This window comes from Nitrosarchaeum sp. AC2, assembly GCF_013407385.1.
Taxonomy (GTDB): domain Archaea; phylum Thermoproteota; class Nitrososphaeria; order Nitrososphaerales; family Nitrosopumilaceae; genus Nitrosarchaeum; species Nitrosarchaeum koreense.
This window is the reverse complement of sequence record NZ_CP030847.1, coordinates 1,590,870-1,604,183: the sequence shown is the minus strand read 5'-3', so window position 1 is coordinate 1,604,183 and position 13,314 is coordinate 1,590,870. Positions and strand designations below refer to the sequence as shown.

The following is a 13,314-nucleotide window of genomic DNA, read 5'->3' as shown; positions in this document are numbered from 1 at the left end:
CACATGAACCAGTCTGTTTAAATCTATAAAAATAATATTTTTTGTGATTTGTTTAGAGCTCAGAGTTTACTAGAACGAAAATCAACCATATTTTCTCTTGTTGTAGTGGGAGTAATTGCAATATTAGCAATTCCTGTAATAATGCCTCATCTTTTACATGGTTTTCATTTAGCTCACATATTTTTGCATATAGCTGGAATCACACTTGCAGTGTTTATCACAATATTGGCAATTCTAGCATATTCAAAATTAAAAACAAAAAGATTGCTTCTTAGCATGTTTGCTTTTGCAACTTTCATAGTTGCTGAAGTGGTATTAGTGATGGATGCTACTTGGCCTACACTTTATGATTTAAATGATATTTCTCTTTTAGAGATAGGACATATATTGACATTTTGTACATTGGGATTATTAGCAATAGGTGTATTTAGAAATGACTGATAGAAATATACAATTACAAAAAATCATTGATCAAAATCCTGGAATCCAATTCAGGGAAATTATGCGTTCATCAGGATTAAAAAATGGTGTTCTTAGCCACTATCTTGGTAAATTAGAAAAGCATGGAATAATCAAAGTAGTACGGGGACCTAGACAGACCAGATTTTATTCACCAAGAATTACTGAAGACGAATCAAAAATTATCAAAGCATTACGTAGACAAACTCAAAGAGATCTTTTGCTAGCACTAGTGAAACAAGATGGCCTTGAGTTTAATGAATTAGTAAATGAAGTAGTAAAATCACCATCAACCGTGTCCTTATATTTGTCACAGTTAGTACAAGATGAGCTAGTTGAAATTAAACTAGAAAATACAAGAAAGAGATATTATATTAAATCTAGAATGGTAATAGATCAATTAATTGAAGACTATAGACCAAGTTTACTTGAAAAACCAACATCTGGATTCGAAGATATATTCAACTCTTTTAATTTACTCCATTCAAAAATAGTATTTGTTTTACTTGTTTTTGTTTTTATTTCATTATTGATTTCTCAATTTGCTTTTGCTGATGTCATTATTCCTCCTCAAGAGTATATTGGATATTTTGATTTTGAGGGCGTCTATACTGTGGGAGGTAATGTAAAAAACCAAAATGATTATGCAGTAATCCCAACAATCACTGTTTCAGTAATTGATGGGAAAAACACATTTACTTCAACCTTACAACACGTTCCAATTCCACCAAATACTGATATTCCGTTTAAGATAAAAATTCCTGAAATTACCGGTGAAAATCCAATATTATTAGATGCAGATCTCAAATTTATCAAAACAGAAAAATCTTCAATTCCAATTACAATTATTTATGATAAAACACTAATCAAACATGATGATGGCCATGTTACAGGAAGAATTTCTAACATTGGTAATCAAACTGTCTTCAATCCAAAAATACTTGCAATAGTTCATGGACATGAAAAAGTACTCGATGTAGTTCATAATATTGAATATATTGATAAGATAGAACCGGGTCAAATTCTTGAATTTTCAATGTATCCTGATCCTTCGATAACTGAAGATATTTTTTTCTACAGTTGTTTTGCTCCTGTGGATACCACTGTTATCCCTGTAGTTGCAAAGAAAAATAACGGTGATTTTAACTTTAGATATGATTCTGGCGCATGGTATTCTGCTGCTAAATTTAATGAAGAGGGAACAACTCTTACAATGCGCGGATACAATAGTTATCCACTTGAGACTTATGCAAACTTTGAATTTCCACAAATTTCAGGTAAAGAAAAATTCAATGTAACTGTAAACGACAAGCCTGTAAAATTTATTCAAAGTATTGACGATATGGGATTTTGGCATGTTGCATTTACTGTAGGACCAACATCGCAAGGAATTCTAAAGATTACTGGTTTTGAAAAAGGCTTGCCTCCCGAAACTTCTAAAATTCCGCAATGGGTAAAAACAAATGCTGGTTGGTGGTCCACAAATCAAATATCCGATTCAGAATTTCTTGAGGGAGTAGATTTCTTGTTTGAAAAAGGAATTGTCGTAGTAACACCAAAAGAAATAACTTCTCAATCAAATTGGAAACTACCATCATGGATCAAAATTACTGCTTCTTGGTGGTCCGAAGATAAAATCTCTGATGACGATTTTTTAAATATGATTGAAAACCTTGTTAAAAGAAAAATCATTATAATATAATATAAAATAAAAAAAATAATTAAAGAAACTTGAACTATTTTGCTAGAGGAATTGGATTCACTGGCGTAACTGTATCTCCACCTGTAATACTATTGATTGCAATCGTAATATCACGTAGGAAATTCCACATGTCAATTCCATTGTTTCTGTCTTGTCCAATTGCGTTACGCAAGTTATCAGGTGTTGTTGCATTTGTAATACCTGATGTTCCTACGCTAGCACCGCCTGGTCCTGGCCAATACACTTGCGTGATATCAGCTAAGCCAAAACCACCATTAATTGTAGCTGGTACACCATTGATGTATGCTACTTTGATAGTTTTTCCATCATACCATACATCTATGTTAGCCATTTTTTCTGGACTATTTTGGAAATAATTTACCTGTCCGTAAAAGTGATACAATGTTCTACCATATTGTGTATAGTATTGGGTAGCTCCAGTATATTCTCCAACTTTTCCAAATACACTTGATACATATCTTGTTCCAGTAGCTTCTGAATCTGTAAAGCCTGGAGCTGGTCCACATCCACCTATGCCACCTGCTGCTGCACTTTGTACATCATTTGTTGTACTGGTATTGCATACTCCTGCTCCACCACCGTCAGCATCAATCAGATATGGGGCACCATCTAAAGATCCACCAACTAATAGATTCTTTGGATAAAACCAAGTATCTAGTTTCAAACTATTTGTACCATTATTAAATTTCACAGCTACAGTATTTGGAAGTCCAGTAAGTTTGTCTGTGACTCTCATCTCCATGTTATGAACTCCATCAACGTATGCTGGCTCTCCTGTTTCTCCAATTACAAATCTTAATGTCTGGTTTGTATTTCCACCAAAGACAACTTCAAAGTTACCATGTGCTGAAGCTTCTTGTACACCAAGAGATAATAACGGAATTCCAATTGCAGCTAGCAATACAAACGTTAGATATTCTCTTTTCATTAAATCAAAAAAACTAATTCTGTATTTAATGAAATTGGTACATAATCAAAACAACTTCTATCTTTGTACTATAATCTTTATTTACAATTCTCAAAATTATTCATCAATGAAATATTCAAGAAGTAACATTTTACTTATGGTACTGCTTGTTGGAGCTATTAGTGGAGCAATTTTTACTTACAACTTTGCAATAGGAGCTCATTCATTTGAAACAGGAGCTGCAACAGGTACACTACCAAATGCTGTTACTGTAGTCTTGGCAGGACAAGTCTTGCAACCAGGTGACTATTTGCCGTTAGCCGATTATAGTCCTAACTATGTAACTGGTCATTTTCTTGCAAGGATACCTTGTGATAGTACAGGTACACCACTTGTAATTCCTGTAGCTGGTCATGTTGATGAGCTGCCAGATAGAACATGGCTTGATCAAGCACAACTTAATTTGATTGAACACGTATCAAACAAAGGCAAGACTTGTGTATATCACTCACATATCCCGGCTGTAGACCTAACTCAAGTTGGTAATCCAGGAGCACCTAGAATTACTGATATTGGTTTATTGAATCTTAGCGACAAAAATGTAGTATTTCGAACTGGTAATGCAATGTCATTTACTATACTAAATGTAGTAGGAAACATTAACCCTCCAAACAATTACGGTCCTGGAGGAAACATGCCACTTCCATACAGTTGTGCAGATAGCAACAGTGATGGTGCATGTGATACACCTGCTCATGACATATATCCAAAATTCCCAAGCGGATCTATCAGTTTTGACAATGGTACACATGCAGGTCATTAGATAAAAGGTGACCACATGATTTCTTTTTTATTTTTTAATAATTTTTCTAAAGTATCTTCTAAATTTCTAAATATTCGAATTTTATTTTTATTTGTGATTGTTTTATTTGTAGCATCTAATTCAAATCTAGTTTTTGCACAACATGATAATCATAATCATGGTTCAAGTTCATCTGGCAGTGAATCAGGAGGTGCAGGATCTTTTGTTGGTCTAGAAGGTTATCAAGCAATGGTGGAACTATCTGAAATAGGTAATTGCTATGGTTGTAATAATAACACAAACAACCAAGTCCTTACAATATTCAAACATGGAACTGCAGACATGCCATTTCTTGCTGGTGGAACAATGTTTATGATTTCTCCAAACCCATATGCATTTACAAATTTTAATAGTTCTGCAAATCCTCAGTTTTTTGGTCCAACTTTAATTGTTAGTGACAATGATCCTTTAGATTATGATCCAACACTGGGTGTAATAGAATTAATCAAAGTCAATCCCGGAGTTTATAGTGTATGGGAATTAAGAGGACCGCAAGGTTTTATAAAAAATAATGCTCCTCATTCTTCAGCTGAAGTAGCAATAGGAAACTATCCATCAGTTCCTGTGACAAACTTATTTTTGAATAGTTCAAGTGGACCACAAACTATGTTACCTCCACCTTTGCCCACATCCAATCTTAATACAATGAATACATATGCTCCAAAAGTTGGTAATCAGGCCTTAACACAATTACCATCCTCTATTGTTTCTTCAAAAAGCACTGTACTGTCTACACCAGCTCCATCTCCAATAGTATTTGGAACTGTTTTACCTGCAAATGCAGTAAACTGGACTTCTACACAACGCTTTTCAAATTTGGGCATTCCAACTTATGATGCACCTCCTTCAGGTGATTCAAATAATGGATATATTCCACCAGTATTTTCTGCAAACAATACTGATGGAAGTCGTATCATATCAACTCCGAAATTTTCAAGTATTAATTTTAATACCAATCTTGTCTTAAGACTTGATGGTGTAACACAACACAATGATGATCATGGAACTCATGGTCCATCAGTGTTAGGAATTAATTTACCATTGGCAGTTGCTGGCAGTGATTTTGGTGTTAGTCTTCGAATTAATAAAAATCCTCCAAGCACATTTCCAAACCTTGATCCTGCAAATGGTTTTGAAGCATTGTTTATTGATCTTAGTGCTGTTGGCGATATTGATCTTAGTAATTCAAATTCATTTTCAGAAAACCCAACAATTACTTTTTACTTGGATAAAAATTCAGGCTCATGTGTTAATCCATCAACAGTCACTGTTTATCTCTTAAATGGTAATCAATGGAATTCAGTACAAGTTAGTGGACATGCACATCCTCCAACACTTGTTCCGTCACTTCATACTTCAACTCAATGTGCATATGAGCAAGAAGTTGAACACTTTTCATCATATTTAGTGGGTACTGGTACTGAGTCTAGTCATGATCATGATAGTCATAGTAGTCATGGTAGTAGTCACAGTCATTCTTCAGCTGATCATGCAGGACATGGTGGACTAGTGAGTTACACAATAAATGATTGTACTGTCAATGGATTGATTCGTGACATATACAATAATCAAGTGTATCTCCAAATACATACAGATTCAGATGGCGATATTACAACCAATTCAGGTCCTGGCGACTTTTACACTCCAGGTGAAGCTAGAGGGCAACTATATTATCAATATGGCAGTAAAGTGTTTTCTACATTAGCAAAACCAACTAACGAAGTTCTTGATACTGAACAAGACTCAATTTTATGGGCAAAATCAAGAGCAACTGCAACTGCAAGTTTTGAATCTACTAGTTTTAACGAAATACAATATACTATTTCAACAAAGAATCTTCCAAACATAGTTGGGATCAGTCTTTATCTTGGTGATCCATACACAAATTCTGAGATTCATCTTATAGATATTCCATATACAATAAATCCATTCAAACCAAATTCTGATACCATTACTGGAAAACTCACAAACGACGACATGTGCAAAATATCTCATGAGGAACATGGATTTGCTTCACATGATGGCCATACAATGACTGATGATGAAACTACACATGATGATCATACAATGGATGAAGAAGGAATTGTTTCACATGATGATCATGTAATGGACCAAGTAACAACCAAAGAAGGAATTATTTCAGATGATCAACATTCGTCTCATAACGAATCTAACACATGTTATGGTGTAAGTTGCGTTGATCCTGAACCAAAAGAATTTCTTGTAGCATTAGTTGATGGATCTTTTGATTCTAGTTATGATTTTGGTAATATTTTAGGTAAAAAAATATTTGCAAGCACACATTACAAAACATTTCCAATTACATATGACCTTAATGGTGAACTTAAAAAAATGACTGTAAATGAAGAAGAAAATACACTGTCTCTATATTTTGATAATGTTATTGAAGATAAACTCACTTTGCGTCTTCCAAGAGCACTAGTGGATGCAGAAAACAATAATTTCCTAGTTATGGTTACAGCCTCTCCAGAAAGAATGATTGATTATGAAATAATCTCTTCTGATGAGTCATTCTTTACTATACAACTTGATGTACCAAGCAATACATCCCAAGTATCTATTATTGGTACAAGAGTTATTCCTGAATTTGGAACCATGGTGATGATGATACTTACCATATCAATCATTAGCATTATTGCAGTAACTAGAAAAACTAAGATATTTGTGTGATTTTTCCTTTATAGCAAGTCTTGAATAATCTTATTATACAATTTTTATTCAATCTTAATATCTAATGTTTCCATTACGCGATGAAAATCCCCATCCTCCAGGATTCAAACCAAAAGTAACTTATGCATTAATTGCAGCTAATGTTCTAGTATTCCTTATAGAAATTGCATATACTGGACAATTTATTGAATTTACGAATCAAAATGCATTTTCATTATTTTATAATTGGGGGGCAGTACCAAATTGTGTTACAGGTGCAACTGTTTCTAACATAGATTTTGGACAAGGATCAACACAAATCAAATGTCCTACTGAACCATACATCTCTCTTCTTAGTTCTACTTTCTTACATGGTGGTGCAATGCATCTTGGAGGTAACATGTTATTTTTGTGGATATTTGGCGATAACATCGAACTAAAGTTTGGTCGATTAAAATATCTGGGAATTTATCTGATGTGGGGAATAAGCGCAGGACTAATTCACATACTTGGTGATCCTACAAGTGTAATTCCTGCAGTGGGAGCATCTGGCGCAATATCTGGAATACTTGGTGCATATCTTGTAATGTTTCCAAGAGCAAAGATTCAGACTGTTATGATAATGGGATTCTTTATCCGAATGTTGCATATCCAAGCTAGATGGTTCTTGCCATTTTGGCTTGTTTTCCAAAACTTACTTCCGTTTTTTATTGGTGGATTTGGTGTTGCAGGAGGCGGTGTTGCATATCTTGCTCATATTGGTGGATTTGTAGTAGGACTTGCTACTGGTTATCTATACAAGAAAACACATAGCTCCGAGTACACATACGGAACACGATATGGGTACAAGGGCTAAGTCTAAAGAATAAATCATTGTAACTTTTTCAAACTAATCATGCCATTGATTACAGTTTCAATGTATCCAGGAAGAACTCAACAACAAAAAGACGAATATGCAAAAGCAATCACAAAATCTGCAGTAGAAATTCTAAAAACAAAAGAATCTCATGTCATTGTAGTTTTTGAGGATAATCCAAAAGAAAACTGGTTTCTAGCAGGAAACCAACTTTAATTATTTTTAAAAAAAAACACTGGAATAATTCCCTTCCAGTTAGAGGGCTACACATACACATTATGGTCGGTTAATTTCTTTATCCCTAATTTACATAATAACAAAATGGTACATTTCATGTTTGTACCACTTTATCTTTTTATCCTCTTTAATAATACAAATTTCATGAAAGTTGCGATTATACAGTTTAAGGCATCTACTAAAAAAGAAACTAATCTAAAAAAAATTATTGATTATATTACAAAAGCAGCAGAAAAAAAAGCTACACTTGTTGCATTTCCAGAATTTATGATGTTTTATACAAATTCATCACAATCATCAAAACAGCTAGCAACTTTAGCTGAAACTATCACTGGAAATTTTGTAACTAGTATTGCAAAGTGTGCCAAAGAAAATCACATAGATGTTGTAGGATCATTTTATGAAAAAAGCACAAAAAAAGATCGCGTATATGACACTTCATTTATTATTGATAAAAATGGTAAAGTAATATCAAGATACAGAAAAATTCATCTCTATGATGCTCTAGGATTTAGAGAGTCTGATAAAATGGTTAAAGGCTCAAAGATTGCAAAGCCTGTATCTACTACTATTGGGAAAATAGGAATGATGATTTGCTATGACTTGAGATTTCCAGAGATGTCAAGATCACTTGCTGTTGCAGGCTCTGAAATTCTAGTTGTACCATCAGCTTGGGTGAAAGGTAACATGAAAGAAGAACATTGGATTACAATCAACAAAACACGTGCAATTGAAAATGGTTGTTATGTAATTGCCCCTGATCAAATTGGAAATATTTACTGTGGACGAAGTCTTGTAATTGATCCATACGGAAAAATTTTGCTTGATATGAAAAAGAAACAAGGAATTGGATATGTTGACATTGAATTAAAAAATGTAAAACAAATTAGAAAGATTTTACCGTTATTAAAAAACAGACGTACTGATATCTATCCTACTTTGAAGATTTAATTTTTCTACTTTCACAATTAAAGTTTGAACACTGTCTAGTCCATTTTTGTTTTCGTGAATAACGGAAAATTATCATTGGCCACTTGCATACATCACATGGAATCTTCATTGCTCTAAGTCTTGCTTTCTGTAATAGCGGTGATGATGCTTTACAACCTCCATAAAAGTTTGAACAACCCATGAATCGCTTTCTTGTTGTTCTAGATCTGATTAGCATTATCTGGCCTAATCTACATTCTGGACATTCAACTAGTCCATTTTTTGGAGAATTTGTCCCAAGAATCATGTATTTTCTATCTTTTGATGACCAAGACAAGTATCCATTAATGTCCAAATATTGAATGATCTCTTTTTTGAAAATTGCTGTCTTTGACTTTGTAGTTTTTGCTACATGTCTGCCAACAATCCTTTTAACCTGAATAGTTTTGAGCAATGATTTCTTTGGTGGCATATTCTATAATGAATTTACTAAAACAATTTTTATAGGGACTTGGGTCAGTGACATTTGTGGAAAAGGTCTGTGTTCTTGGCGCAGGTAGTACCAAATATGGTAAATTATCAGAAAGTATAGCTGATATCACTACTCAGGCATCCGTTTTAGCTATAGAAAATGCAGGAATCGATCCAAAGGAGATCAAGGCATCTTACATTTCAAACGTCTTTGGGGTTGCCGATAAGCAGGTACATCTTGGACCTGTTTTAATGAGTAGATTGGGAATTCCAGATAAACCATCATTAACAATAGAGTCTGCATGTGGAAGTGGTTCAGTATCATTTAGAGAAGCATATGCCAATGTTGCGGCTGGATTTTATGACTGTCTTGTAGTAACTGGCGTTGAAAAAGTAACTCATACAGGAACTGAATGGACAACAACTTACTTTGCATATTGTTCTGATTTTTTTTATGAAGGCCAAGCAGGTGCATCTTTTCCAGGATTATTTGCATCAATGGCAAGAGCTTATTTGACAGAGTTTGGTGCAACTGAAGAAGATTTTGCAAGAGTTGCAGTAAAGAATCACGACAACGGTTTTCTAAATCCTAAAGCTCACATGCAAAAGAAAATTACAATCGATGATGTACTAAAATCTCCTGTAGTTGCAAGTCCACTAAAACTTTATGATTGCTGTCCCTTCTCTGATGGCGCAAGTTCTGTTATTCTTTGTTCTGAAAAGTTTGCAAAAGCACATGGTGGTGATTACATTGAAGTAATTGGGTCTGGTAGAGGTGGTTCACCTGCTGCATTGCAAGGACGTGAACATATGACTACAATTCCTAGTACAAAGATTGCAGCTGCAGATGCATACAAAATGGCTGGTGTTACTCCAAAAGATATTGATTTTGCTGAAGTACATGATTGCTTTACAATTGCAGAAATTGTTGACACTGAAGATTTAGGATTCTTTGAAAAAGGTAAAGGTGTACAAGCTGTAAGAGAAGGTAGAACTAGTTTGAATTCAGATATCTCAATTAATCCATCAGGAGGTCTTAAATCAAAAGGACATCCAATTGGAGCTACAGGTGTTGGACAAGTAGTAGAAGTATTTGATCAATTAACTGGTAAAGCAGGAGCACGAACTGTTAAAGATGCAAAAATTGGTTTAACTCATAATTTTGGTGCAACTGGTGCAAGTTGTGCTGTTCATATATTCCAAAGTGTGTAAAATGACTATTGAAGAACAACTTATTGAATATGCAAAACAAGGTAAACTCTTAACTCACAAATGTACAAAGTGCGGATACATTCACTTGTCTACTGCCTATTACTGCCTAAAATGTGGAAGTAAGGGCTTTGAGGACCTTGTTTTAGAAGGAGTAGGCTCAATTGCCACTTATACGATAATAACCGTGGCTCCTGCGGGATTTGAAAAATTTACACCTTATGCATTTGTGGTGCTTCAGTTAGACAACACACATTTGAGAATTTCAGGATTTATGGCTGGAATTGCAACACCTGAAGATCTACCTGTAGGAACTAGAGCCAGAATAGCCGGCTTTGAAGATGGTTGTGGAATCATTATTAAAAAACAGTAAAAATATTTGTTTGAATTATTAAAAAAAATCATAATCATTTCTTAATACTTTTCTACCACTGTTTCCTTTCATGTCTGTAGAAATTACATGTGGTAAATGCGGAGAAAAGATCGTTAATATGAAAATGCTAAAAGCACTCAAAGATGTAATGACACCATATAGTGGAAAATGTCCTTCATGTGGACAAAAATTGTCAACGTCTGAATTTTCTCTTGATGTTCAAGAAAACTGATCTAAAAATCTTTTCATGATTTTTTATTTTTTTTATTGTCAACATCTAATATTACAACCCCCTAAATTTTATTTCAATTAGAAAATGGATCTAAAATCTACAAAAATGATCTAGTCATAAGTCTTAATTACTCCTTCCTTTTTTATTGATTTAGTATGGAATTGGATGAAGAGCTAGAAGAGCCAAAGCGAAGCGGAATTCTTCAATCCACGTCAAAACGTGTAAGAATGATCTTTTCTGTAATGGCAAGTCCTAACAGAATCGATATTTTACGAATCTTAAATTCAAAGGGCCCTCTGACTTATTCTGAATTAAAGTCACTAGCCGGATTCAAATCTAAAAAAGAGAGTGGAAAATTTGCATACCATTTAAGAAAATTATTGAGACAATCGCTTGTAGCACTAAATAAATCTGAAAGACGTTATACAATTACAAATCTTGGAAAATTGGTCTTAAGCTTAGCAAGACAAATTGAAGAACGTTCAATTATTGAAAGTGGTAAGATGTATGTTAGAACATCCCATGAATCAATTGAAGAATTTAATTCTCATAAAATTATTCAATCACTTGTACGCGAAGGTAGCTTACCACTAGAGTTAGCCCAAAAAATTACTGAAGAAGTTGAAAATAGAATTTACAAATATCAGACAACCTATCTTACGGGATCTCTCATTCGAGAAATGGTAAATTCGGTCCTTTTAGAGCATGGTCATGAAGAATATCGCAACAAACTGGCACGCCTAGGTCTGCCTGTATATGACGTTCAAGAGATGCTTACAAATCTAGACAATGTAGATAATGGCGCAGAAGGCTTACTTTTCAATACCGGTCAAAAAGTGTTTGCAGAACACTTACTCACAAATGTATTGCCAAAAGATGTTGCAGATTCCCATCTTTCTGGTGATATGCATATTTCAAATCCTGGAATCTGGTCAATGATACCTGATACAATATTTGTCAATGTAAAAGAATTGATTGAAGACGGAGTTATTCTTGGCGGAAAATATCTTGATGTATCAAGAATTACATCATCAAAAACACTAGATGATGTCACATCTTCTTTATCTATTATCATTTCATTACTTTCCAAAGAAGCTTCACAAGAAATTGTTCTTGATGGATTAATTCCATTATTTACAAAACATGCAAAGAACATTCCAGAGTTAGAACAAAAACTGACAGATGCATTTTCTACTGCTTCCACTACATCAAAGTATAATAGAAAAAGTACTGATGTTTCAATTAGACTTCAATTAGGTTCTGATCTAAAAATTGTTAATGCAATAATTAATGCTTACAAGAATTACACAAAGATAACTCCAATTCCAAAAATTGGTTTAATTGTTGATTTCGATAAAGGAAAAATCACTGATGTCTCTGATGCATTATCTGAAATTATTACAATTGGTGGCAAAGTCATGTTTGCAAAAGGTGAAGTATCAAGTTATGGTATTACAAATGGCACAACTAAAAATTCTGGTCCACTTGCAATTACACTACAATCTGTATCGATCAATCTTCCAAGACTTGCATTTGAATCCAACAAAGATGAAACATACTTTAGAGCAAGACTCGCATTGCTAATGAAACCTGCATTATCTTCTATGGCATTAAGAAAGAAAGACATATCTGATCTTACACGAAGAGGATTAAATCCAATACTTGCAAAAAATACTCAATATATGCAAAGAAGTTCTGTGTCACTAATTGTTAATCTAGTGGGTTTGAAAGAATCGGTCTTCAATATACTTGGTTTCCAAGATAATAAAGAAGGAAGAGACGTACTCAATAAAGTAATAGAAACTGCAGTTGATGTTGCTGCTAAGAAAGGTAAGGAACTCGGTGATACTGTAGCGATATCCATGATTGAAACAGAAGGATCTAGCCGATTTGCAAACCTAGATGGTGAAAAATATGGTAAAAATTCTGCACTAAACTCTATGGATAGTGACTCTTATTCACAAGGAATAGTGTTAAAAGCATCTGAGATATCTGATTATACAACTAAGACTGAGATTATCACAGAATGTACTAGACTATCTAAATTGCTTAATGGTGGTTTACTAGTTAAACTAGACATTGATCAGAACGCTACTCAAGCTGATATTAAAAAATCAATTGAGAAAGCAGCAGAGCTTACATCTTCCTTTAAGCCTGTGAAAAAAGTAGCACTCTGTGGTGAATGCGGATTCAAAGATGAACCCTTTGTTGACAAGTGTCCAAAGTGTAAGTCTTCATATGTCATCTGAAATTCGTAAGTCTAAAACTAGTTCCGATCATCTTAAAAAAATATTACGCTTTACATAAGCGATCATCGTTGTAGCTTGTTACTAAATTCATAATACCATTATGATATCGATTGGACCGTTGTCAATATTTTTCCAC

13 protein-coding genes are annotated in these 13,314 nt (G+C 34.0%); 11 read left to right on the top strand and 2 right to left on the bottom strand.

The window, feature by feature from the left end; all coding sequences use genetic code 11:
* Positions 1–48 precede the first annotated feature (48 nt).
* Positions 49–441 (top strand): hypothetical protein, encoded by a 393-nt coding sequence (locus tag DSQ20_RS09700; protein ID WP_179365459.1) that lies wholly within the window; start codon positions 49–51, stop codon positions 439–441.
* Positions 434–2,161 (top strand): winged helix-turn-helix transcriptional regulator, encoded by a 1,728-nt coding sequence (locus DSQ20_RS09690; protein ID WP_255458251.1) that lies wholly within the window; start codon positions 434–436, stop codon positions 2,159–2,161. Before DSQ20_RS09700 ends, DSQ20_RS09690 begins: the two co-directional genes overlap by 8 nt.
* A gap of 34 nt (positions 2,162–2,195) precedes the next feature.
* Here DSQ20_RS09690 and DSQ20_RS09685 read toward each other — a convergent pair whose 3' ends face one another.
* Entirely contained in the window at positions 2,196–3,110 is a 915-nt protein-coding gene (locus DSQ20_RS09685) for a hypothetical protein (protein ID WP_179365458.1), read from the bottom strand.
* Between the two features lie 106 nt (positions 3,111–3,216).
* Here DSQ20_RS09685 and DSQ20_RS09680 point away from each other — a divergent pair, with 106 nt between their 5' ends.
* The 5 genes from DSQ20_RS09680 to DSQ20_RS09660 all read left to right on the top strand — a co-directional run bounded on the left by DSQ20_RS09680 (position 3,217) and on the right by DSQ20_RS09660 (position 8,665).
* On the top strand, positions 3,217–3,912 hold the full coding sequence (locus DSQ20_RS09680) for a hypothetical protein (protein WP_179365457.1): 696 nt from the start codon (positions 3,217–3,219) through the stop codon (positions 3,910–3,912).
* 93 nt (positions 3,913–4,005) lie between these two features.
* Positions 4,006–6,642, top strand: a complete 2,637-nt coding sequence (locus DSQ20_RS09675; protein WP_179365456.1) for a PEFG-CTERM sorting domain-containing protein — start codon at positions 4,006–4,008, stop codon at positions 6,640–6,642.
* Between the two features lie 64 nt (positions 6,643–6,706).
* Positions 6,707–7,477, top strand: coding sequence for a rhomboid family intramembrane serine protease (locus DSQ20_RS09670; protein ID WP_179365455.1), 771 nt, complete (start codon positions 6,707–6,709; stop codon positions 7,475–7,477).
* Between the two features lie 39 nt (positions 7,478–7,516).
* Positions 7,517–7,693: a 4-oxalocrotonate tautomerase family protein gene (locus tag DSQ20_RS09665; protein ID WP_007402510.1), complete on the top strand. Its 177-nt coding sequence runs from the start codon at positions 7,517–7,519 to the stop codon at positions 7,691–7,693.
* Positions 7,694–7,858: 165 nt separating this feature from the next.
* The gene (locus tag DSQ20_RS09660) at positions 7,859–8,665 is read left to right on the top strand and encodes a carbon-nitrogen hydrolase family protein (RefSeq protein ID WP_179365454.1); all 807 of its coding nucleotides are present in this window, start codon (positions 7,859–7,861) and stop codon (positions 8,663–8,665) included.
* Here the strand turns inward: DSQ20_RS09660 and DSQ20_RS09655 are convergent.
* On the bottom strand, positions 8,649–9,116 hold the full coding sequence (locus tag DSQ20_RS09655; RefSeq protein ID WP_179365453.1) for a topoisomerase DNA-binding C4 zinc finger domain-containing protein: 468 nt from the start codon (positions 9,114–9,116) through the stop codon (positions 8,649–8,651). The two genes, DSQ20_RS09660 and DSQ20_RS09655, sit on opposite strands and share 17 nt — an antisense overlap.
* A gap of 47 nt (positions 9,117–9,163) precedes the next feature.
* On the opposite strand from DSQ20_RS09655, the gene DSQ20_RS09650 reads away from it, so the two are divergent.
* The 4 genes from DSQ20_RS09650 (at position 9,164) to nrdD (ending at position 13,178) form a co-directional block, all read left to right on the top strand.
* A complete protein-coding gene (locus DSQ20_RS09650) occupies positions 9,164–10,327 on the top strand; it encodes a thiolase domain-containing protein (protein ID WP_179365452.1) in 1,164 nt (387 codons plus the stop codon).
* Between the two features lies 1 nt (position 10,328).
* On the top strand, positions 10,329–10,697 hold the full coding sequence (locus tag DSQ20_RS09645) for a Zn-ribbon domain-containing OB-fold protein (RefSeq protein ID WP_179365451.1): 369 nt from the start codon (positions 10,329–10,331) through the stop codon (positions 10,695–10,697).
* Positions 10,698–10,767: 70 nt separating this feature from the next.
* On the top strand, positions 10,768–10,929 hold the full coding sequence (locus DSQ20_RS09640) for a hypothetical protein (RefSeq protein WP_179365450.1): 162 nt from the start codon (positions 10,768–10,770) through the stop codon (positions 10,927–10,929).
* 155 nt (positions 10,930–11,084) lie between these two features.
* On the top strand, positions 11,085–13,178 hold the full coding sequence (gene nrdD, locus DSQ20_RS09635) for an anaerobic ribonucleoside-triphosphate reductase (protein ID WP_179365449.1): 2,094 nt from the start codon (positions 11,085–11,087) through the stop codon (positions 13,176–13,178).
* The last annotated feature ends 136 nt before the right edge of the window (positions 13,179–13,314 follow it).